The 20,626-nt window shown below is 50.0% G+C and carries 26 protein-coding genes; 10 read left to right on the top strand and 16 right to left on the bottom strand.

Annotated elements, in window-relative coordinates:
• Position 1 precedes the first annotated feature (1 nt).
• From AC0VZ8_RS01065 to AC0VZ8_RS01055, 3 genes are read right to left on the bottom strand one after another with little or no spacing between them, the layout of a single operon-like run.
• The gene (locus AC0VZ8_RS01065) at positions 2-943 is read right to left on the bottom strand and encodes a gluconeogenesis factor YvcK family protein (RefSeq protein ID WP_181469905.1); all 942 of its coding nucleotides are present in this window, start codon (positions 941-943) and stop codon (positions 2-4) included.
• Positions 944-1,000: 57 nt separating this feature from the next.
• Complete coding sequence (rapZ, locus tag AC0VZ8_RS01060; RefSeq protein ID WP_071219481.1) at positions 1,001-1,909, bottom strand: RNase adapter RapZ; 909 nt, start codon at positions 1,907-1,909, stop codon at positions 1,001-1,003.
• Positions 1,910-1,961: 52 nt separating this feature from the next.
• The gene (locus AC0VZ8_RS01055) at positions 1,962-2,912 is read right to left on the bottom strand and encodes an ROK family glucokinase (RefSeq protein ID WP_071219480.1); all 951 of its coding nucleotides are present in this window, start codon (positions 2,910-2,912) and stop codon (positions 1,962-1,964) included.
• A gap of 310 nt (positions 2,913-3,222) precedes the next feature.
• Here AC0VZ8_RS01055 and AC0VZ8_RS01050 point away from each other — a divergent pair, with 310 nt between their 5' ends.
• The 9 genes from AC0VZ8_RS01050 to AC0VZ8_RS01010 all read left to right on the top strand — a co-directional run bounded on the left by AC0VZ8_RS01050 (position 3,223) and on the right by AC0VZ8_RS01010 (position 9,309).
• The gene (locus AC0VZ8_RS01050) at positions 3,223-4,146 is read left to right on the top strand and encodes an ABC transporter ATP-binding protein (RefSeq protein ID WP_475485764.1); all 924 of its coding nucleotides are present in this window, start codon (positions 3,223-3,225) and stop codon (positions 4,144-4,146) included.
• 2 nt (positions 4,147-4,148) lie between these two features.
• Positions 4,149-4,895 carry an ABC transporter permease gene (locus tag AC0VZ8_RS01045; RefSeq protein WP_071219478.1) on the top strand — a complete coding sequence of 249 codons (747 nt, stop codon included), beginning with the start codon at positions 4,149-4,151 and terminating at the stop codon, positions 4,893-4,895.
• A gap of 20 nt (positions 4,896-4,915) precedes the next feature.
• The gene (locus AC0VZ8_RS01040; RefSeq protein WP_475485763.1) at positions 4,916-6,148 is read left to right on the top strand and encodes a sensor histidine kinase; all 1,233 of its coding nucleotides are present in this window, start codon (positions 4,916-4,918) and stop codon (positions 6,146-6,148) included.
• Positions 6,081-6,692 carry a response regulator transcription factor gene (locus AC0VZ8_RS01035; RefSeq protein WP_071219477.1) on the top strand — a complete coding sequence of 204 codons (612 nt, stop codon included), beginning with the start codon at positions 6,081-6,083 and terminating at the stop codon, positions 6,690-6,692. Before AC0VZ8_RS01040 ends, AC0VZ8_RS01035 begins: the two co-directional genes overlap by 68 nt.
• A gap of 170 nt (positions 6,693-6,862) precedes the next feature.
• Positions 6,863-7,231, top strand: coding sequence for a GntR family transcriptional regulator (locus AC0VZ8_RS01030; protein WP_475485762.1), 369 nt, complete (start codon positions 6,863-6,865; stop codon positions 7,229-7,231).
• A 5-nt stretch (positions 7,232-7,236) separates the two neighbouring features.
• On the top strand, positions 7,237-8,115 hold the full coding sequence (locus AC0VZ8_RS01025) for an ATP-binding cassette domain-containing protein (RefSeq protein ID WP_475485761.1): 879 nt from the start codon (positions 7,237-7,239) through the stop codon (positions 8,113-8,115).
• Positions 8,108-8,557, top strand: a complete 450-nt coding sequence (locus AC0VZ8_RS01020) for a hypothetical protein (RefSeq protein ID WP_475485760.1) — start codon at positions 8,108-8,110, stop codon at positions 8,555-8,557. The genes AC0VZ8_RS01025 and AC0VZ8_RS01020 overlap by 8 nt, the downstream gene beginning before the upstream one ends.
• A gap of 54 nt (positions 8,558-8,611) precedes the next feature.
• Positions 8,612-8,797, top strand: coding sequence for a hypothetical protein (locus tag AC0VZ8_RS01015; protein WP_475485759.1), 186 nt, complete (start codon positions 8,612-8,614; stop codon positions 8,795-8,797).
• A gap of 59 nt (positions 8,798-8,856) precedes the next feature.
• Complete coding sequence (locus tag AC0VZ8_RS01010) at positions 8,857-9,309, top strand: hypothetical protein (RefSeq protein ID WP_475485758.1); 453 nt, start codon at positions 8,857-8,859, stop codon at positions 9,307-9,309.
• Between the two features lie 85 nt (positions 9,310-9,394).
• Here the strand turns inward: AC0VZ8_RS01010 and AC0VZ8_RS01005 are convergent, their stop codons facing one another.
• The 13 genes from AC0VZ8_RS01005 to AC0VZ8_RS00945 all read right to left on the bottom strand — a co-directional run bounded on the left by AC0VZ8_RS01005 (position 9,395) and on the right by AC0VZ8_RS00945 (position 19,322).
• Positions 9,395-10,408, bottom strand: coding sequence for a serine hydrolase domain-containing protein (locus tag AC0VZ8_RS01005; RefSeq protein WP_475485757.1), 1,014 nt, complete (start codon positions 10,406-10,408; stop codon positions 9,395-9,397).
• Positions 10,409-10,570: 162 nt separating this feature from the next.
• On the bottom strand, positions 10,571-10,765 hold the full coding sequence (locus tag AC0VZ8_RS01000; protein ID WP_071219472.1) for a hypothetical protein: 195 nt from the start codon (positions 10,763-10,765) through the stop codon (positions 10,571-10,573).
• A gap of 202 nt (positions 10,766-10,967) precedes the next feature.
• Positions 10,968-11,777, bottom strand: coding sequence for a DUF368 domain-containing protein (locus tag AC0VZ8_RS00995; protein ID WP_260068584.1), 810 nt, complete (start codon positions 11,775-11,777; stop codon positions 10,968-10,970).
• Between the two features lie 63 nt (positions 11,778-11,840).
• Positions 11,841-12,017, bottom strand: a complete 177-nt coding sequence (locus AC0VZ8_RS00990; protein ID WP_164762893.1) for a hypothetical protein — start codon at positions 12,015-12,017, stop codon at positions 11,841-11,843.
• A gap of 102 nt (positions 12,018-12,119) precedes the next feature.
• Positions 12,120-12,869: a DUF3891 family protein gene (locus AC0VZ8_RS00985; protein ID WP_475485756.1), complete on the bottom strand. Its 750-nt coding sequence runs from the start codon at positions 12,867-12,869 to the stop codon at positions 12,120-12,122.
• A gap of 26 nt (positions 12,870-12,895) precedes the next feature.
• On the bottom strand, positions 12,896-13,099 hold the full coding sequence (locus AC0VZ8_RS00980) for a DUF4177 domain-containing protein (RefSeq protein WP_006207549.1): 204 nt from the start codon (positions 13,097-13,099) through the stop codon (positions 12,896-12,898).
• A 66-nt stretch (positions 13,100-13,165) separates the two neighbouring features.
• Positions 13,166-13,627 carry an NUDIX domain-containing protein gene (locus AC0VZ8_RS00975; protein WP_475485755.1) on the bottom strand — a complete coding sequence of 154 codons (462 nt, stop codon included), beginning with the start codon at positions 13,625-13,627 and terminating at the stop codon, positions 13,166-13,168.
• 186 nt (positions 13,628-13,813) lie between these two features.
• Positions 13,814-14,143, bottom strand: a complete 330-nt coding sequence (locus AC0VZ8_RS00970; protein WP_475485754.1) for a hypothetical protein — start codon at positions 14,141-14,143, stop codon at positions 13,814-13,816.
• A 48-nt stretch (positions 14,144-14,191) separates the two neighbouring features.
• Complete coding sequence (locus AC0VZ8_RS00965; protein ID WP_475485753.1) at positions 14,192-14,809, bottom strand: hypothetical protein; 618 nt, start codon at positions 14,807-14,809, stop codon at positions 14,192-14,194.
• Positions 14,810-14,913: 104 nt separating this feature from the next.
• On the bottom strand, positions 14,914-16,020 hold the full coding sequence (locus AC0VZ8_RS00960) for a VanZ family protein (protein ID WP_475485752.1): 1,107 nt from the start codon (positions 16,018-16,020) through the stop codon (positions 14,914-14,916).
• 275 nt (positions 16,021-16,295) lie between these two features.
• Positions 16,296-16,952, bottom strand: coding sequence for an HAD family hydrolase (locus tag AC0VZ8_RS00955; protein WP_475485751.1), 657 nt, complete (start codon positions 16,950-16,952; stop codon positions 16,296-16,298).
• Between the two features lie 89 nt (positions 16,953-17,041).
• Positions 17,042-17,734: a response regulator gene (locus AC0VZ8_RS00950; protein WP_071219466.1), complete on the bottom strand. Its 693-nt coding sequence runs from the start codon at positions 17,732-17,734 to the stop codon at positions 17,042-17,044.
• Complete coding sequence (locus tag AC0VZ8_RS00945) at positions 17,712-19,322, bottom strand: ATP-binding protein (RefSeq protein WP_475485750.1); 1,611 nt, start codon at positions 19,320-19,322, stop codon at positions 17,712-17,714. Before AC0VZ8_RS00945 ends, AC0VZ8_RS00950 begins: the two co-directional genes overlap by 23 nt.
• Positions 19,323-19,577: 255 nt before the next feature.
• Between AC0VZ8_RS00945 and AC0VZ8_RS00940 the strand changes: the two genes are divergently transcribed.
• A complete protein-coding gene (locus AC0VZ8_RS00940; RefSeq protein ID WP_475485749.1) occupies positions 19,578-20,585 on the top strand; it encodes a Bug family tripartite tricarboxylate transporter substrate binding protein in 1,008 nt (335 codons plus the stop codon).
• Positions 20,586-20,626: the final 41 nt, after the last annotated feature.

The raw sequence follows: 20,626 nt of genomic DNA, 5'->3' as shown, positions 1-20,626 counted from the left end.
CTCACCCCTTTCGTGTAATCCAATCCTGTACCAGCTGAAATATATGATTGCTCAGCTTGTCAGCGTCATGTCTTAAGTATGTTCTAAATAGCACAAGCTTATCTGCAATGAGTTTGTACCCTCTGCTGGTCACCTCATCACGATCCAGGAACACGGGCTTTGCACCCTTCTGAGCATACTTATCCTGAACCTGCGGCGGGATTTCGCCATCATTTACAATAACATAATCGAACAGATGAAGACCAATATGATCGTAAACGGCCTGCAAATGATCGCTCACCGTATAATTATCGGTTTCTCCAGGCTGCGTCATCACATTGCACACGAACATTTTGATCGCCTCAGAGGATACGATGGCTTCAGCAAGCTTGGGAACAAGTAAATTGGGCAAAATACTGGTATATAGGCTTCCCGGACCGATCAGAATTGCATCGGCCTGCTGAATCGCCTCCAGCGCTTCCGGCAGTGGCTCAACATGCTCCGGCTCCAGAAAGATCCGTTTAATGCGGCGCCCAGCCTCCGGGATTTTGGATTCACCGGTCACAATAGAACCGTCTTCCATCTCTGCATGCAAAATAACGGCTTCACCCGCCGCGGGCAGCACCTGTCCTCGAACAACAAAAACCCGGCTCATCTCCTTGACTGCCGTGACAAAATCACCGTGCAAATCCGTCATGGCAGCCAAGATTAAATTGCCGAGGCTGTGCCCGGCCAGTCCCGAGCCATTCTTAAAGCGGTATTTCAATATATCGGATAACAGCGGCTCCACATCGGCGAGCGCTGTAAGTACATTTCGAATATCTCCCGGGGGCGGCATCTGCAATTCGCTACGCAGTATGCCGGAGCTTCCCCCATCATCAGCGACGGTAACGATAGCCGTAATATCAAGCGGCTTCTCCTTGAGTCCCCGGAGCATAACGGACAGCCCGGTTCCTCCACCCATCACGACGATGCGGGGACGCTTTCTAGCTTGCACAGCCACATTTATCACTTCCCTTAATTAATGCCGATCCCGATCGGAATCACGGTGACTCACCGATACCGTCTCCGTTTCGCTAACGCCCAGCATTTTGCCAAGGTATTCCGCTATCGCAACGGAGCGATGCTTCCCGCCGGTACAGCCAATGCCGATAATAACCTGGCTTTTGCCTTCCTTCCGATACTGCGGGATCAAGAAATGCAGCATATCGAGCAGTTTGGTTAGAAACGCCTGCGTCTCCGGCCATTTCATCACGTATTCATATACATCACTGTTCTGGCCGGTATTTGGGCGCAGCTGCTCCACATAGTGCGGGTTGGGCAGAAAGCGCACATCAAACACCAGATCAGCGTCAATCGGAATCCCGTATTTAAACCCAAAGGATGTGATATTTACCGATAACGTGCTGCTCTCCAGATGTGTGAAACGTGAGATAATCTTCTCCTTCAATCGCACAGGCTTCATATTGCTCGTATCGATCACCTGGGTAGCCGAATTCTTCAGCTCATCCAGCATTTTGCGCTCCAACCTTATACCGTCAAGCGGCATGCCTTCCGGAGCGAGCGGATGGCGACGGCGGCTTTCCTTATAACGTTGTACAAGCACGGAATCCGTTGCATCCAGGAATAGAATCTCGCAGTGGATGGTAAAGTGATCCTTGATGTAACTCAGAGACTCTGATAGAGCCGTAAAAAATTCGCGGCCACGCAGGTCGATGACCAATGCAACCTTGCCGATCTTACCCTTGGATTGATCGATCAGCTCCGCGAATTTGGGAATGAGCACCGGAGGCAGGTTATCGACGCAAAAGAATCCAAGATCCTCCAGACTTTGTACGGCCAAGGTCTTACCTGCTCCCGACATCCCGGTGATGATGATCAGGGTGGCCATGGATGATGTGTTGCTGCCTCGGTTGGCTGCTTCCAGCATCAGCTTTCCCTCCCTTATAAGTTTAGATCAGACGATGTATGGTGAATAATGATTACGAACGCAAATGCAGTCCGGCAGCGCCTACAACGCCGGCATCATTGCCGAGCTCAGCCGGAACGATGCGCACACCTCGCTGAAGCGGCTCTGGTGTCAACTTCGCAAATACAGCGCGGACTTCATCAAACAGAATGTCGCCGGCTTTGGATACGCCGCCGCCGATAATAAAGGCTTCCGGATTCAACACGGCCGCAACGGCAGCCATAGATTTGCCCAGGTAATAAGCTGCGCGATTCACGATCCGAATGGCAACTTCATCGCCAGCCTTTGCAGCATCAAACACTTCCTTCGCCGCAATGCTCTCTACATGGGCAAGGGAAGTACGGTCCCCACGTTCTACGGCATCCTTGGCCATACGGATAATGCCGGTTGCCGACGAAACCGTCTCCAGACAGCCCATTTCACCGCATCCGCATTGAATCGCTTCCAAGTCCGGCACAACCGAGATATGTCCAAGCTCGCCAGCCATGCCGCCGAAGCCTTGATAAATCTTGCCGTTAATAATAATGCCTCCGCCAACACCGGTACCCAGCGTGTAGCATACGCAGTTCTCAACGCCGCGCCCTGAGCCGCTCCAGGCTTCACCCAATGCAGCTACATTGGCGTCGTTGTCTATTTTGACGGGCTTGCCGAGACGCTCTTCAAGCAGTGCGCGAATCGGTACATCTTTAAATCCTACATTCGGTGCCAGAATAATGATGCCTTCACGAATATTCGTAAAGCCGGCGAATCCAGCTCCCACACCAGCAAGTTGATCCCAGCTGAATGGCGATTCTTCCACAATGTGACGCACATATTTCTCAATGTTGTCAATAACCGTGTCAACGCCTTTGGCTGTTTCCGTCGGCCCCTCATACTTATGCAGAAGATGCCCCTCTTCATTGCAAATTCCAACTTTAATTGCTGTTCCGCCCAGATCGACACCGACGTAGATGTTCTCAGACATGTTTCAAGCCACCTTTTTCCTTCTATATTATAGATTGCTCCTACTGTACCCACTATAATTGAAGGCACTTCTGCGGTCAAGAGAACACCACGTGACGGAAAACGGTAAGCAGTCCTTTAATTCCGATTATGTAAGCGTATCCAAACATCCGCGAAACCTCCCTTGTTTGTTCATCATCTAACTCCCCTCTCCCTATGGCAGATCCGACATGACAATTGTCACTCTGAAGTGGTGACATCCTTTACTAACAGGCATTCCTCTGCTTTCGTATGATGAATTCAGATCATTTCGATTACGGAGGAGCGATTCCATGACAAACCCAATCCAAGAACCTATCGCAGAGCTGCGGCAGGTAACTAAAATGTTCGGAAGCAAAAAAGCCGTCAACCAAGTGTCGTTTACGATAGAGAAAGGGTCGATCACAGCCATTCTCGGACCCAACGGAGCAGGGAAATCAACCGCCATCTCCATGATGCTCGGCCTTAAAGTCGCCAGCCAAGGTGAAGTTCTTTTGTTCGGGCGCAGTCCGAAGGACTTGAAGGTACGTGAGAAGATCGGCGCCATGCTTCAAGAGGTCAGTGTTATGGACGGATTGCGGACGCGCGAAATTATCAATCTCATCCGAGGCTATTATCCGAACCCGCTAACACTGGATGAAATCGCGAGCTTGAGCGGACTTACCGCTGAAGAACTGAATAAATGGGCTGTCAAAATGTCCGGCGGCCAGAAACGCAAGCTCAGCTTTGCGCTGGCGATTGCGGGCAACCCCGAGTTGCTGTTCTTCGATGAACCAACGGTCGGCCTGGATACATCGGCCCGCCGGTTATTTTGGCAGACGGTACGCAAGCTTGCCGACCAGGGCAAAACGATTCTGTTTACCACGCATTATCTGCAAGAGGCGGACGATATGGCCGACCGCATTCTGCTGTTCCATCAAGGTCAGGTTGCCGCCGATGGCACGCCGGAAGCGATCAAAGCCAAGCTGACACGAAGGTCGGTTTCCTTTATCGTGGATGCGGACCACCAGCAGGTCAAGGAGCTGCTTCAGGAAGTACCCGGCGTAACCGATGTGTATGAACACAACGGCCGGCTAAACGCCGTTACCGATGATACGGACACGGTGCTGGCGGCTCTGTTCCGGGCCGGGCTGGCTGTACGCGACATTCGCATCGATCAAGGAAGCCTGGACGAAGCATTCGACCAATTAACGATGGATCAAGGGGAGGCTGTATAACGATGACAACCTGGAAACTGATCACCTTGCAGTGCAAAATGGAATTACTCCGGATGGTACGCAATCCGTATTATATTTTCTGGTCTTTGGCCATGCCAATTCTGTTCTATTTCATCTTTACGCGGGTCGTGAATACGGGGGCCGACGATACCGGACAATGGCAGGCCCACTATCTCATGTCGATGGCGTCCTTCAGTGTCATGGGCACCGCCATCATGTCGCTCGGCATTCGCCTCGTGCAAGAGAGAGTCCAGGGCTGGGCTGTATATATGCGGGTAACGCCGCTTCCTGGCAGCGTGTATTTCTTTGGCAAAATGTTTGTGCAGACGGTTATGCATCTGCTCTGCATCCTCGTCATTTTTGTAGCCGGCTACCTGATTAACGGAGTCTCCCTCACCTACGGACAATGGCTGCTCAGCGGACTTTGGATTCTGATCGCATCCGTCCCGTTTCTTGCCATCGGTACCTTGATTGGATCCATGAAACGGGTCGACACGGCAAGCGGCGTCAGCAACGGCATCTACTTAGGGCTGGCCGTTACGGGCGGGATGTGGTTCCCGATCGAAGCGATGCCTTCCATCATGCAAGCCATCGGCAAATGGATGCCCTCCTATCATTTTGGCGGAGGTGCCTGGTCAATCGTTCGCGGAGAAGCGCCGGGACTGGATAATTTCATGGTTTTAGCAGGATATTTGGCAGTATTTATGTTACTATCCACCTATATTCGGAAAAAACAACAAGCCGATTAAGGGGATAGGATGATGGCTTCATGAAAAAATTGAAAGACGCAAAATCCGCAGGGTTTGAGGTTTTTCCAACGCAATTGGGGTTTTTCCCCTATCTGTGGCTCATTTATATATCTCTGCCCGTAATCAACATGATGAGCGAAGAAGGTTGGAAGATGGGGATGGGATATACACTGATTGCCTTGTTTCTCCTCACGTACCGCCAGCTTTACTTCGCTGCTGGCACGCCTCGTTTTTTCTGGTGGCTCGGCATTCAGATGTCCATCATTTTCATTCTCTGCATGTGGTACCACCCAACCTATATGTATATGGGGTTCTTCACTGCCAATTTCATCGGCTGGTATACCGACCGTCGCAAATTCACGATATCCCTTGTGCTGTTTGCCATCATAGAGGTTGTTCCCTTAATCAAAAACGCAAGCATGCTGGGATGGAAGGATCTGGTCTTTATGACTCCTTTCTTTCTCATCATGCTGTTCTCACCCTTCGGCATCCGCTCTCTAAACCGGCGGCAGCAGCTGGAGAAGGAGCTCGCGCAGGCTAACGAGCAGATCCGCAATCTGATTAAAGGCGAAGAGCGGATGCGTATCGCCAGAGATCTTCACGACACCTTGGGTCATACCCTGTCTCTCATCACGTTGAAGAGCCAGCTTGTGGAGAAGCTGGCGGTAAAGGATCCCGAGAAAGCCCAAATCGAGGCCCGGGAGATTCAGAACACCTCGCGGGCCGCGCTCCGCCAAGTGCGCGAGCTGGTATCCGACATGCGGACCGCCACCTTGCCCGAGGAACTGGTCGAGGCCCAGATCATTCTGGAGAGCGCCGATATCCAGTTCAGCTGTGCCGGCAATCCGAAGCTGGAGGGAATTTCCGACCTGGCCCACAATATTCTGAGCCTCTGCTTGCGGGAAGCCGTAACCAATGTGGTGAAGCACAGTCAGGCGAGCCAGTGCCGGATTGCCATCGAGTCGATGGGCAATGAGTGGCGGCTAGAGGTGGCCGATGATGGCGTTGGTCTTCATAGCAAGGAAGAAGATCCATCAGCTTCATCCAACAGTAATGGCCTGAAAGGCATGGCTGAGCGGCTGTCCCTTATCGGGGGCACCGTTGAGGCCAGCTCCGAGCAACAAGGCACGATATTAGTAATTCGTGTTCCGATCATCATCAAGAACCGGAAGGAGGACACTTCCCATGAGCATCAAAGTGCTGATCGCCGAGGACCAGAGAATGCTGCGCGGCGCTCTGGCTTCCTTGCTTGATTTTGAAGACGATATTGATGTGATTGGTCAAGCCGGCGACGGCGATGAAGCGCTGTCCCTGATTGCCTTGCATCAACCTGATGTATGCCTGCTCGATATTGAAATGCCTGCGCGCAGCGGTCTCGAAGTGGCGGAGGAAGTAAAGCTGCGCGGTTATCCCAGCCGGGTCATCATCCTGACCACTTTCGCTAGGCCTGGTTATTTCGAGCGGGCCGTGCAGGCGGGCGTTCAGGGATACCTGCTTAAGGATGAGCCCAGTGAACGGCTGGCAGAAGCCATCCGCCGAGTCATGGATGGACGGCGGGAGGTCTCCCCTGAGCTCGTATTCGGTACGCTGTCAGGTGCGGGTGCCAATCCGCTGACCGAACGCGAACGGGAAGTGCTGCGATTGGCTGCCGACGGTAACAGTTCTAATGAAATTGCATCGAAGCTCCACTTATCCTACGGGACTGTCCGCAACTATATGTCCGAGATCTTAAGCAAACTGAGTGCCAAGAACCGGATCGAGGCCATCTCGATGGCGGAGGAGAAGGGCTGGATATAAGCCCCTCACAGCTTGCTCACACACCTCCCCCGTCTCTTCAAGACGGGGGCTTTTTGTACTTCACATCGAAAACAGGCCTACGTTGGCCTGTTTTTTATTTTTTAGTTGACACGTCTTTCCACTCGGCATTATAGTATGTTACAAGACTAACATACCGACAGGGTGATATCATGAATTCCAGGTTTGACGAAGGACAGCCGATTTTTCAGCAAATCGCAGATATGATTGAGGATGACATATTGAACGGGACATACCAAGCGGATGATCAGATTATCTCGATGTCGCAGTTCGCGAGTACTTTTCAGGTCAATCCCGCTACAGCTGTAAAAGGCATTGCCCTGCTTGTCAATGAAGGGATCTTGTACAAGAAAAGGGGGCTCGGCATGTTTGTTGCAGCAGGTGCCAAACAGATCATATTGACCAAGCGGCAGGACCGGTTTTACAACGAACTCGTATTGAAGCTGCTTGATGAAGCGGAAAAGCTTGAATTGACCACCGACGACGTTATAGAAATGATCAAACAGAGAGATCGGAGATGAGCGCGATGAACGCAATACTTACCTGTTCCAACCTGAGCAAGAGTTACGGGCGTACGGAAGCGGTCCGAAATCTGGAGCTCCAGCTTGAAGAGAATACGATCTATGGCCTGTTGGGCCGCAATGGCGCCGGAAAGACCACGCTGCTTAATATGATGACCGGGGGATCTTTTCCCGACCATGGCAGCATCCAGGTCTCGGGTGTCAAGCTTAAGCATGGGGAAACCCCGAAAGGGATCTGTTACGTAAGAGAGAAGAATTTGTTCTTTGGCGGTGCCAAGGTGATTGAAGTGCTGCGCTTGGCATCGGCCTTTCACGAGAACTGGGACTGGGATTATGCCCAGAGCCTGCTGAAGACATTCAAGCTGAACCCGGACAAAAAAATCCGCCAGCTGTCACGGGGAATGGAGTCTTTGGTCGGAAACATTATCGGTCTGGCCAGCCGGGCCCCGATTACCGTATTTGATGAACCGGTGCTGGGATTGGATGTGCTCATGCGAGAGAGATTTTATCGCGTTCTGGTTGAGGATTATGCCAATCATCCACGGACCATCCTGCTCTCGACCCATCTGATTGATGAGATCGCAACCGTTGTTGAGAAAGTTTACATCATGGATTCCGGCGCTATGTTATTGCATGACGATGTTGACCATATACGTGCCAATTCTCATCTGTTGACCGGGAACCAGGAGCAAGTCGAACTGTTTACGAAGGATCGCCACGTGACCTATAAAGAATCTTACGGTAAAGGTTCCTTAACCGCGATATATGGAGCCATCCATGAGGCAGACCGTGCACAAGCCAACAAGCTTGGTATCGCTATTGACGGTTTACCGCTGCAAAAGTTTTTCTCCTATTTGATCGAAGGAGGTCAATCCATTGAATAAAACCACTGCGCTTATGAGGGCTTCATTTCTTCAGCTTCGGTCTTATCTCCTGGTAATGCTAGGCACCGTTGCAATAAGTATGATTGCAAATATTATCGTAAGCCTGTCTCTTGGAGACAGCACGGAGAATACGCAGGTGTCTGCGGCCAACCTCCTCACCGTGTTCCTTATATTTGTAGGCAGTGTGCTCCCCGCAGGCTTGTTCCGGCGGGTAATGAATTTAGGAGCTACACGAAAAGAATATTATATTGGCATGCTTCTGGTTTACTCCATATGGTCCGCCATCTTTGCTGTCCTCAATATCGTCTGGTTTCAGGTGGAGATCAGCTTTATACGACAATATGAGAATACCTTCAACATCCTTGAAATCTTTGGGTGGAATCAATTTGGAATCGTTGGCATGTTCTTCTATCAATTCAGCGCTTACCTGCTTCTTATTTAATTACTGAATCTGTTGTTTTCCGGTCTGCGTCAAGTCATGGGCTGGGTGATCTGGGTGGTATTTATTGCGGCAATCCCGATCTTTACCTCCATTCCTTCACTCCGGCATACGCTGGCTGATGGCTTGCTGGCCCTTCTCTTCAACGATTCGCTGCTACAAGGGCTTGGGCTCACGCTGATTATCTCCCTCGTTCTGCTTGCAGGAGGCTGGTGGTTCACGGCCAGACGCACCATCGTTTAAACCTGTTTCTCCTAACAACGTGTTATTGTATCACTCTAGCACGAAAGGAATGATGAATCTTGAAAAAGGATGCTGTCCCCTCTGAGGTGTTCCAGTCCTTTCTGTTATGGATCATTGCCATCGGTGCAGGGGTATTCGAGATGATTCTGGCGGTCATCGATTCGATATCCAGCCAAACGGGTGCTGGAATTGTCGGTATTCTCACTCAAGTGGCAGCACGAACCATGATGTTCGCAGTCCTTGTCTACATCATGGTCAGAATGCTTCGGGGTAAGAATTGGGCGCGAATCACACTCGCTTTGTTTTTAGGCGGGTTTGGCATTCTCTCCCTTATCATTGACCCCATCAAATGGCTAATAAATGGCGGTTCCCTTTGGGAGGCATTTGCTACTACAGACAATATTTCCATCCTGTTTGCCTCCAGCCGTATCCTTCATATAATCGCCGTTGTTGCAGCCTTGATGTTTATGTTCCGACCCGCGGCGAATCGGTACTTCAAAGCTGAATCGTAAGTCTCAGCACCCGCTTGATCTTGGAATCAACAAAGCAACAGCCCCTGACCTATTCAAGGCCCGGGGCTGTTTCATATAGATCAGATCACTTCAACCATTCTTCCTCGATGAACTGCATCATTTCAAAAGCGCCACCAGCGGCATTGGAAGCCACTACAAGGGTATGACCGGTGGCCGGATAATAAGCAGACCGAAAATTCACCCCCGGATCATAGCCCATGACGTGGTATTTAAACACATTCTCATTTTTCTTGGTAATCCACACGCCAAGCCCATAATGCAGATCACTGCCCGGGACTTGTATATGTGATGCCAGCAGCTTCTCGGTCAGGGGTGCGGTGAGCATCGTGTTGTTCATCAGCGATCTCCATAACTTGATCATGTCCGGTGCCGTCACATAGGCCCCGCCATCGGCATAACCTTGAATCGGAATGGCATACTGGTTCGTTCTCCACGTGCCGTCCTCCTCATCAATATACCCGTAAGCCGTATTCGCGGGCAGACGATCCAGCGGAAAATATCCCGAATGCTGCATGCCGCACGGCTCCAATACAAACTGCTGGACATAGTCGCGAAACGGCATTCCGGCGTGCTGTTCAACGATCAGGCCAAGCACCACAAATCCTGCGTTGTTGTAATGGAATCTTTCACCGGGCTGAAATTTCATACGCTCATCCTGGAACAGAGGAAGGAAATCCCTTCCGTTACGGAGTGTATACATGGGAATTGTCTTCCACAGATCCTCAAAGTCGTCCATAACCTCTTCATCAAAGTAATCCGGGATACCCGAGCTGTGACTCAACAAATGAAAAACGGTAATCTCCGGGCTAAAATTAGGCAGCGGAATATCCAGACAATCGCTTAGCTTGCTGTCCAGCGACAGCTTGCCCTGTTCGATAAGCTGACAAACCGCAATCGCGGTGAACAGCTTACAGCCTGAGGCAATGCCAAACCGGGTGTCTGCTTGATTCGGGATCTGATCGGCCCGGTTTGAATAACCGAAGGCACCGTTCCATACGATGTTGTCATTTTCGTCGGTTACGAGCACAGCACCCGAAAAACGAATGCTGGCAGCAAATTCTTCTATTATATGTATCATCGCGAACCCCATCCTTTTTCTAGTTAGGGGTATTTTACCATGCATCCTGAATGAGAGTCTCGGTACAAGATCAATATAATGAAATAAACCCCCTCATCACTTGATGAACGCTTCAATCACAGTCTTCCAGTGGGGGATTTATACAAATGATTCGCTTCGATCCTAATATCTCCACATCATCAGCAGGATCACCGGGACTGCAAAAATAAGCAACCCGGCACCAATCATCGAAGCGACCTGCAGCATGAATGTGTGCTTGGTTGGACCGGACGTCTGCAGCATTCCGCATTGAGCGCATCTGTTAGAGGCAGGGTATACCTCGCCGCCGCAGCTGACACAATTCCCATTATTCCTCATGAATAACGCTCCTTTACTTGGAAAGACAACATCGACATCTAAACATCGCTACTGTTTGTGAATATTATCACATAAATGCGATGACAAGTAAAGGCATAAATGATTCATATTCCACCTCAACCCTTCGCTCCGCCATAGTCAAGTTACTCCGTGTCAACCTAAAAACAGGAAGCACGCGGCTCCCTGTTTTACATTTTCAAGCTTATTCTTTTCTACCCATGAATACCGCTACGATAAGCCCCAGCAGCAAGGTGCCTACACTGGTAGCCATCATCCCCGTTCCGGATGGAATACCCGGAAATACGATAACAATAGATCCTAATATCAATCCAATAATCACGGCATACGTCATATATGGGAAACGGTCAAGCAGGTACCGAATCAACCGGCTGCTAACTACAAAGCCAACCACCACTCCCGCACCAATGACAGCTATAATTCCTATATTTAATGAGGAAAGAGCTGAAATGGCAGTAGAATATACGCCTAGAAGGAGAAGTACAAATGACCCGCTAATGCCAGGCAGCAGCATCGCCATGCTGGCTAACCAGCCGGATAAGAACAGTCCGATCCCGTTGGACCAGGTCAGGACCGTTATCGGATCGGATGTGGCATCCGTTCTGAGAAAGGCCGTCGAAGCCAATAAACCGGCTGCTGCAATCAACACGACCACATGCACGGCTTTGAATTTGGTTCTTGCCTCCGCTTTACGTAGAATAAGAGGCAACACCCCTAAAATCAATCCGGTAAAGAAAAACTGGGTGGGCTCATAATAGCTTGCCAGCAGGTATTCAATCAAGCGACTCAGCAGCAATAGAGCTGCTCCAATTCCAACGCCAAGCGGAATCAAAAAGCCCAGCTGCTTCTTCCATTCCCTGCTGAAAAATCCGCTGATAGCCGCCAACAAACGATCATAGATACCGAGCACGACAGCAATGGTGCCGCCGCTTATACCTGGTATCAGGTCACTGACTCCCATCAGCACACCCCGATAAAGGTTCTTCCATTCTATCAAAATCATAATCCTCCTGCCTTACAAAGTGAATCTTATCGTGATAGCCCTGCGAAGGAGGTTTTACTTGTTCTTGGCATGCAAAACCAAGTTTCCTACTCCACCAATCGCAAACAACAGTGAAACGACTCCAAATCCCCACTGCCAAGAGCTTCGATCCGTAATGAAAACAACCACCAAGAACGCTATCGCAGCCAAAAAATTAAGCAGCGCAACGATCAAAAATTCCTTTTTCTTCATTATTCATCCTCTACATTCCTACAGAATCAAATCGTCCAGTCTATAACCCACTGTGGTGATCATATCATATTTTTGCCGATGAAGGATGACCGTTATATAAACTTACGGTACAAAAGTAACCGTCTGATCCGTCCACGCTGCTCCATCAAATGCCTTGGCCACTCCCTGCTGATCAATCTTCGCCTTCAGTACATATTTCCACTTCACTGAAGCCGACCATGCCTGTTCGAATAGAAATGGACGCAGTCGAATCTCATGCTCGCTTGCCCAGGACGCCATAACCTTTTCCCCATCGATTGACATATCGAAGCCCTCTTTGAACCAAGGATGCTCCTGATCCTTGGGAACACCGGGTGCATTCATGTTTACATAGAGCGAGATATCATCGCACAGCTGCAGCAGGCCAAACTGCCTGTTAACCACATCTTCATCGGGAAATGAAAACTGTTCACGCAGTCTTTTTTGCCGTTCCGTCTCCGAACGGTAGAATTCAACCAGGGGGGCTTCCGCCGCATTTTTCATAAACGACGCAAAATGAAGGCTGCAGAGATACCCTGCATAAGGACTCATCGCTTCGATCTCATCAACACCCTTGGTATACATTAACATTTTCGGCTGGACCGGATAATCGATAAAAGTATACGGAGTCCGGCTCTCGTCATTCCAAATCGGCGTGTCATCCATCCGAAGCCAAGCGCGGTCATGCTCGGTAATAGCCAGCAGTACTTCTTCCAATACAGACTCATCCATAAACAGCTCTCGCCGGAAGCCCCGGGCAACATCGCCCGAGAATCGGCCATGGTCGTCCTGGGTGGTCATCACAAAAGCATCCTCTGTCTCGCGAATGATCATCAGATCGTCTCCCCTCTATTCATTCTCTACCCCAGATATGCCCTTCGCTTCATCACGGCAATGATGTCTCTGGACTGGCCTTGATGCACGCTCGTATCAAAGCACGAGATCAATTCCCAGCCGTCAATACCGTAGCTGTTCAATAAATCCTCGAATTCCTCCTCATTCACCTTGCCTCCGAGAAATCCTCCGGTTTTGTATTTCAGCGTTTTGTATTCCCATTGATCCATACGCGGCATCCTCCATCATCTCATTTGAATTTAGATCACAAACTTGAACATTTTCTGTAGATAAAATCAGTTCGTATCGCCAACATAGCAAACCACGGGGCGCGCAGCCTTATCCTGAAGCGGCTTAACCAGGGAGCGAGGGTATACCCGAATGTCATCCAATGCGGACAGATCGATCCATTCCACACCCACCTGGTATTCATCCGGGTTATGGCCAAGAAAGGTATCCCCTGCATCCGCCAAGTTGCACTCAAAATAAAACTCCACTTGGTGCACATCGGAATCCCATTCCGCAAACTCGTGGTTGGACCCTATGTATTCACGGACATGCAGCAGATCGCGAACTTCCACCTTACGCCCGATTTCCTCCTGACACTCTCTGATCACCGCCTGCACCAAGGTTTCCGCTTTCTCTTGTCCGCCGCCAGGGAACAGATAGAAATCCCCCAAATGATCTACGTTTTTCGTTAGAAGAATTTGATGATTCCGCATAATAACGGCCTTGGCCGAGTTTCGTATCGGTTTCATGAGCTGTCTCCTTTGTATCGGTTTCTAGTTCTGTATTCTATTGTAGCAAATATAAATCCTCCATGAGTCAGCCTGCAATTCGTACAAATACATGAATGTAATAAGCCGGTGTCCTATGAGCATGCTCAAAGAATACCGGCTGTGTTATAAACACATCGCGAATAAATGCCTAACTCCCGAAGCCATCTAGCGCCTATATGAGCCACTCGCCCGCTTCTTGCAAACAACGGCCGCCACCCACACAACGATCAGAAGGATGAACCCTGCCACATTCCAATCCTTAATGATCTCCCACGGAACACGGGCCCCGCCAGACTCACCCTCATAACGAGCCATGACATAGCCTTCCAGCGTCTCAACCGCGATCACGGATTCCGGAGTAATTCCTTGGATGGCATAGTATTTTGTTCCCTTTGGGTAAATATTAGAAAAGTTGCCGCCGTAGGTCCCTTCCCGATCCGTATGGTAGGTGACCGGTAATTTCATATACCATTCCGTACGATGGAAATTCACCATGGTCCACCTCGGATATAAGAGTCATGTACCTTCATACGTAACGGGAGGCTATTTTATCTGCTTGCTCCTGCCATCGACGATCAACTCGATGCCTGGCTCGTTTATTCCGCCTGAAACACCGTATGAAGCATCGATTTGCTCTGTCGAACCCTCAAAGGTTTCTTCGACCTGCAACACCCCTCGAGGCCGAACCGTAACTGCCTTAGGCTCGAAATTAACCATCTTCCCTCCAATATTAACGCTTAGCGGTCGTACCATAACCTGCTGCTCGGTGCCATAACTGTAAATATGAATCTGGCAGTGTGCCCGAATAGCATCATTCTCTGAGCGATAATCACACTTGCTGTCTTTTCTGGAGTAGGACACGGTGGATATTCCGCTCGAATTATAATTCACCACATACATAACAAACTCTGATATAAATGGAAAAATAACGATCCATGCAACACAGCCGATCATCACCCGGCTCATGATCTTCGGATAACGGGGGCGATATCTGCGGACCACCCACAGGATACCGACCATCAACAAAACTAGACCGGTAATTACAGGAAGATGAAAGCCATAATTGCCTTGCTTAGTCCATGGCGAGATCCCTGCCCAGCGAAACAGATCATCCCCGAACGAATAGCCCAGATGCTGATTGGAAATAAACAGCAACCCCACAATGATTGCGGAAATGGAGAGGATTTTACCCTTCAGTTATATCTCCTCCTCGGCGAACCCATTTTCCACATTATAACAAATAAGAGACCCTGTGGTAACCTTAATTAAACCGTCTTGGTTAATGGTTTATTCTCTACAATACCCAGCCTCGTTCCGCTCTTGGCTTCATGCAGCAGCTTCCGGTCACGATGGATGAGACATAACAGCACATGGATACACACAACGCCATCCAGAAGCAATACCCCTAGTGCATACATGGCAGCCAGGACTTGTGAACCCAAGACATTAACGGTAATAAGCAGGGCATGAAGTCCACCCCATACCACATATAACAGACCGTTACGGGTAATCACTTCCTTCAACTTCAGGTGTTCCTCTGCACCTCGAATCTGGACCCGGACAATCCACTTGCCCAGCGTCTGTCCCTGCATCATATAAGGCAGCACGATATGATATAAAATGACGACAATAAAATACGCACCCCTCACGTTCAGTACGGTCAACACGCCGATGATCGGCAGCACGACCCCTGCATCAATGCCAAAAGCGATCGCCCGGCGCGTATAACTGACCCGTTTCTGCGACAGATCCACCGTCTCGTCCAGTCGATCAAGGCGTGGCAGGTGATTTTTCATCCAATCCGCGAGCACGAATCCCATCATCCCACCCATGGTATTCAACAGCAGATCATCCACATCAAACAACCGGTAAGGGTGATCATAGATGCCGTAAATGCCGGTCACCTGGGTCACCTCGAAGAACAGCGATAGTCCGAATGAGGCCACCAAGCACGTAAGCCAGGATGCCCGAGCGTAATAACGCAGGAACATACCGAACGGAACCACGAGAAATACGTTAAACACGACCTGCAAGAAGGCTCTTTCCTTCAACAAATGCAGGTAAGTCGAGGGCACGCCCCATACCACCTTGGTCTCCTTCAATATATCCTGGATAAAATTCAGCGGAATCCACTGCATGACCGAGGCTACATTCATCGGGGGATTGTGCCGCGAGGCAGGCAAAGGAAGGAGCACCAGATACACCGCGTTCATCATGTAGAGCAGAAATAGATACAGCAGAAATCCCCGGAATTTATTAAAATAACCATATTTGCGATACTGCACAATCAGAAAGGGAACTGCGCACAGCAAAGCCGCTATGGGAAAGGTTAAAAATGCATAAGATATAGGAAACAGATAGGCTTCCAGCATGCTCTTCGTTCACTCCCTCTGTGATGTTCTACTTATAAGTTACAGGATCATGTTTAAATGACGGGGATTCCTACGTTTAAAATGCGTTTAAAAAAACGCACACCCGCGTCATAATCGGCCCTGCTGTTAACCCGGGGGTTTCCGGTTATACCCCAAAACCGAATAACCCACACCAACAGTGTGGGCAGGATCACCATATGCAAGAAGCATTTGATAACATGGTTATCCCGATTAGGCTCATATCATAATAACGAGGAGGCATAGGGAATGGTTCTTCAATTTTGCAAATAATTCATAATCTCAAGCAATTCGGTAATCTCCCCATCCTTGGCGAAGTCCGGATCATAGTAGGGATCCCGCTTCCAGATGCCCTTCATGCCGATACGCCGGCTTGCGGTTACGTCGTTGTCCGGATGGTCGCCGACATAGATCGATTCTTCAGCCTTTGATTTAAGACGGCTTAATGTATTGGCAAAAATCCTTGGATCGGGCTTGCGTAAGCCCTCCCACTCCGAAATCGCAATAATATCAAAATAAGGCTCGATGCCGAGTCCCTTGATATTGTTATATTGAAATTCGCCGTAACCATTGGAGATCAGTCCGAGTTTTATTCCCTTACCTTTCAAGCTGTCCAACGCTGCATACAGATTGGGGAAACCGACGCAATGTTGATGAAACTCGGATATGTAATCGGTCAGGAGGGTATCCCATGGCAGAGGAAGAGCAAACTCCTCGATTAACTGACGATACACTTGGTCCTTCCATACATATCCTCTGCGATCCAGCTCAACAAACCGTCTCACATACACCTCTCTGTCCACTGCCGCATCATGGAGCAATAAACGATCATACTGGTCTTGTACGAAGCGAATCAGTGATGTATCGCGGTCAAGCAGGGTCCCGTCCAGATCAAAAACAACGGTAGTAATCATAGCGTCCGTCCTTTCTCTGAGAATACAGGTAATAGCTTAAGCGATAACCCTGCAAGCTTAGGAGAGTTGCCGCACCATCATCCTGTTTTTTAATCCTCCGCTTTCCGGTATACCCGTTCCGGCCTGCCTACCGTGCCATAGGAAATATCCGCCACGAGGACGCCCTTCTCCACGAAGTACTCCAGATATCTTCTTGCTGTCGTTCGGCTGAAGCCTCCACGCTTGCCCAATTCCTCCGCGGTCCACACGTCCCCGGACTCCTCGATGTAGGACAGGATTTTCTCGCTCGTCAGTTTATCGATGCCTTTTGGAAAATACACTTCCCTGTCCATCCGTTCACCGGCACGCCATAACAGCTGGTCGATGCCCTGTTGATCGATCTGCTTGTTCGCGCCGCCGAGCTGCTTCATCTGCTCATAATATTTTCGATAGGCTTTCAGCTTCTCCTGGAAACGGTCGAAGACCACCGGCTTGATCATAAAATCGTACACTCCGCCGCGAATCGCCTCCCGCACCGTATCGAATTCCTTGGCTGCCGTTATAATAATAACATCGGTATTCGGATATCCCCGTTGAATGTGCTGCAGCAGATCCAATCCCGACATATCGGGAAAATACAAATCCAACAGCACCAGATCAGGTGCCAGAATATCCAGCTGCTCATGCGCCTGGGCCCGATCCGTTGCAATGCCTATCACCTCGAAGCCCTCCACCTTCTCAACGAACCGCTGATTAATGCTGGCAATACGCACATCATCCTCAATGATTGCTACCCGAATCATGAACATCTCCCCTTGTTTTTGGTATCTTGACCGTGAACACGGCCCCGCCTTCAGGTGCGTTGCGGAAAGCAATGGTACCCTGCAGTTGCTGTATGGTCCCGTTGACGATTGATAGGCCAAAACCTCGATTGCGCTCCCCCTTGGTGGAGTAACCCAGCTCAAACAGTCGATCCGTTCCAGCCTCGGCAATACCGGTCCCGCTGTCGGATACTTCGATCATTAATTCATTGGCCTGATCGTGTAACTCTATCCTTACCCATCTATTGTCCGATTTGGATCCCATTGCTGCCTCCATGGCGTTGTCGATCAAATTACCGATAATAGTAACGAGCTGGTTTCGGCTAATATGACCGGGAATGTCTTTAAAGGAACTGCTCCGGTCGATCTCAACCTTCACCTTCAACTCGCTTCCGCGATTAAACTTCCCAATAAGAATGCCGCCGATGATGGGATCGGGAATCTCCTGCAGCAGGAATTGAATCAGGTTCTGGTGCACATCGGTCTCATGCGTAATCAGATCCATCGCCTCTTGGTACGATTCCAGCTGAATCAGGCCGTATATCGTATACAGCTTGTTGGAATATTCGTGCGTCTGCGCGCGCAGCGCTTCCGTATATTTCTTCACCTGCGTGAGCTCTTCGGTCAAGTGAAGCAGCTCGGACTTGTTTCGAAAGCTGGAGACCGCCCCTACAATCCGATGCTCATGATCATAGATAGGCAGCCGGTTCACCACAACCGCATGATCGTTAATGACCATCTCTTGGTCTTTCTCTGCTACCCCGGTTTGCATCACCTCCAGCAGCCTGGTGCCCGGGATAACGTCCTGAATATACTGCCCGGCGATCACCCTGCGCTCCTCCGGATCGATCAGCATCATGGCTGTATGGTTGGCCAAGGTTACGATGCCCTCCCGATTGACAGCGATAATGCCTTCATGAATCGTTTCCAGAATCGCCCGTTTCTCTTGATATAATAAGCCGATTTCCTTGGGCTCCAGCCCGTGAATGGATCGCTTGACGCTGGACGATATCCATATAGCGCCGCAACATCCCAGGATTAATGCAAGTCCTGCAAAGAACAGGACACGATTGCGATACGATTGTGCCGACATCTCGATATCTTTCATTAAAATGCCGACCGATACGATACCGATGATTTCATTCTTATCATTGTAGATCGGCGTCTTCCCCCGAAGCGAGGGTCCCATGGAGCCAATCGCCTTCGATATGATGCTCATGCCCTGCAGTACCGGGCCGTTGTCGCCACCGACCATCTCTTTGCCGATCCGATCGGTGAGCGGATGCGCATAACGGATCCCTTCTCGGTTACCGATGACGATATACTCCGCGTCCGTCTCCAGCCGAATTTCCTCGACCACAGGCTGAATGATGGCAGACGGGTTCTCTTCCTCGAACGCGTCCTGAATGACGTCCATCTCCGCCACGGCCTTCGCCAGCTTTAACGCCGAAGCGCCAATGCTCTTCTCCAGCGTTGTGACGAGCAGCCGCTCAAAACTGAAGGTCAAGGCGACAATAACAGAAAACAAAAGGGTGCCTATAAGCAGAATCAATCTCGTCTGTAAACGCATTCATATTCCTCCATAAGGATTATCGCCATAAACGCGGCTCTGATTTCCCTATTGTATTCTAGATCACACCTGTAACAATAGTCTCTGACAAAAATCGGCCGTGAATTTTATGAACAAAATTAGCGAAATGAAGCTTTTTCAACTTATGTCGCAATTCTATTCAAGCTAGATTCACGATGGTAGTATAGAGGAATCATAAAGTAAGCGCTTACAGCAATTACGAGCATTGGTTATCCATAAAGGAGGAACTCATTCATGCTAAAACGAACCGGCTTCACAATCATAGCTTCTGCACTTGTCCTGGCGATGAGCCTGACAGCCTGCAGTACTTCCGGAAGCAGCACCGGCGATTATCCGAAAAAACCATTTATCGTGACCGCGCCTTCAGGTGCCGGCGGTGGATGGGACAAAACGGCCCGTTCCCTCACCAAAGTATTAACGGAGACGAAGATCATCGAACAGACCATGACCGTTGAGAATAAACCCGGCGGCGGCGGGACCGTATTTCTCGCGGAATACGTGGCAAAAGACAACGAAGATCCCTACAAGCTGTTCGTGAGTTCTCCGCCCATTCTCATTAACAATCTGAAAAAAGAAGGGAACAGTCCATTTGGCTACAAAGACGTGACACCGCTCGCCCAAATGACCAAAGACTTTGGAGCGATTGCCGTACCGGCAAACTCCAAATTTACCGATCTGCAATCGCTGATCGACGCGGTCAAAGCCGATCCCACTTCAGTCACGCTAGCTGGTGGCTCCGCTCCGGGCTCGATGGACCACTTGATCAGCGTTCTGCCTGCATTCAAATCCGGCGTGGATCCGAGAACCGTTAAGTACTTATCTTATGATGGCGGCGGCGAAGCCATCGCGGCCCTCCTCGGCAACAATGCCGATGCGATCGGCACGGATATCTCTTCGCTCGGCAGTTACTTGAAAGCCGGCAAGATCAAAATCCTGGCCGTTACTTCAAGTGAACGCCTGGGCGGAGACTTCGCGGATGTACCGACCCTGAAGGAGCTCGGTCTGGATGCCGAATTTACGATCTGGCGCGGCGTATTCGGTCCGAAGGGACTGACGGAAGAACAGCTGGCCTTCTGGGATAAAACGCTGAAGGACCTCTCCGAGAACGAAGCATGGCAGAAAGAGCTGGTTGCCAACGACTGGGCAAGCGAATACCGAAACGCTGCTGACTTCAAGGCATTCCTTGAAGAACAGGAGCGAGACGTGCAGGAGCTGCTCACAGCGCTGGGTATGCAGAAGTAAGCCTTGGAGTTGAGGGAGCGGTGCGCTCCCCTCCCCTCTCC

Source organism: Paenibacillus sp. QJM3NY_38, from assembly GCF_056173265.1.
This window is presented reverse-complemented; position numbering and strand designations above follow the sequence as displayed.

Coding starts and splice junctions, on each gene's coding strand:
- AC0VZ8_RS00970 (WP_475485754.1), bottom strand. CDS start 14,143: ATGGTGAATTTCCATCGTACGGAATGGTATATGAAATTACCGGTCACC.
- AC0VZ8_RS00950 (WP_071219466.1), bottom strand. CDS start 17,734: ATGATTCGGGTAGCAATCATTGAGGATGATGTGCGTATTGCCAGCATT.
- AC0VZ8_RS01065 (WP_181469905.1), bottom strand. CDS start 943: ATGGGTGGAGGAACCGGGCTGTCCGTTATGCTCCGGGGACTCAAGGAG.
- AC0VZ8_RS00945 (WP_475485750.1), bottom strand. CDS start 19,322: ATGCGTTTACAGACGAGATTGATTCTGCTTATAGGCACCCTTTTGTTT.
- AC0VZ8_RS00940 (WP_475485749.1), top strand. CDS start 19,578: ATGCTAAAACGAACCGGCTTCACAATCATAGCTTCTGCACTTGTCCTG.
- AC0VZ8_RS00985 (WP_475485756.1), bottom strand. CDS start 12,869: ATGATCATTCGCGAGACAGAGGATGCTTTTGTGATGACCACCCAGGAC.
- AC0VZ8_RS00990 (WP_164762893.1), bottom strand. CDS start 12,017: ATGAAGAAAAAGGAATTTTTGATCGTTGCGCTGCTTAATTTTTTGGCT.
- AC0VZ8_RS01030 (WP_475485762.1), top strand. CDS start 6,863: ATGAATTCCAGGTTTGACGAAGGACAGCCGATTTTTCAGCAAATCGCA.
- AC0VZ8_RS00980 (WP_006207549.1), bottom strand. CDS start 13,099: ATGGATCAATGGGAATACAAAACGCTGAAATACAAAACCGGAGGATTT.
- AC0VZ8_RS00975 (WP_475485755.1), bottom strand. CDS start 13,627: ATGAAACCGATACGAAACTCGGCCAAGGCCGTTATTATGCGGAATCAT.
- AC0VZ8_RS01040 (WP_475485763.1), top strand. CDS start 4,916: ATGAAAAAATTGAAAGACGCAAAATCCGCAGGGTTTGAGGTTTTTCCA.
- AC0VZ8_RS00960 (WP_475485752.1), bottom strand. CDS start 16,020: ATGCTGGAAGCCTATCTGTTTCCTATATCTTATGCATTTTTAACCTTT.
- rapZ (WP_071219481.1), bottom strand. CDS start 1,909: ATGCTGGAAGCAGCCAACCGAGGCAGCAACACATCATCCATGGCCACC.
- AC0VZ8_RS00955 (WP_475485751.1), bottom strand. CDS start 16,952: ATGATTACTACCGTTGTTTTTGATCTGGACGGGACCCTGCTTGACCGC.
- AC0VZ8_RS01025 (WP_475485761.1), top strand. CDS start 7,237: ATGAACGCAATACTTACCTGTTCCAACCTGAGCAAGAGTTACGGGCGT.
- AC0VZ8_RS01035 (WP_071219477.1), top strand. CDS start 6,081: ATGAGCATCAAAGTGCTGATCGCCGAGGACCAGAGAATGCTGCGCGGC.
- AC0VZ8_RS01000 (WP_071219472.1), bottom strand. CDS start 10,765: ATGAGGAATAATGGGAATTGTGTCAGCTGCGGCGGCGAGGTATACCCT.
- AC0VZ8_RS01050 (WP_475485764.1), top strand. CDS start 3,223: ATGACAAACCCAATCCAAGAACCTATCGCAGAGCTGCGGCAGGTAACT.
- AC0VZ8_RS01055 (WP_071219480.1), bottom strand. CDS start 2,912: ATGTCTGAGAACATCTACGTCGGTGTCGATCTGGGCGGAACAGCAATT.
- AC0VZ8_RS01005 (WP_475485757.1), bottom strand. CDS start 10,408: ATGATACATATAATAGAAGAATTTGCTGCCAGCATTCGTTTTTCGGGT.
- AC0VZ8_RS01045 (WP_071219478.1), top strand. CDS start 4,149: ATGACAACCTGGAAACTGATCACCTTGCAGTGCAAAATGGAATTACTC.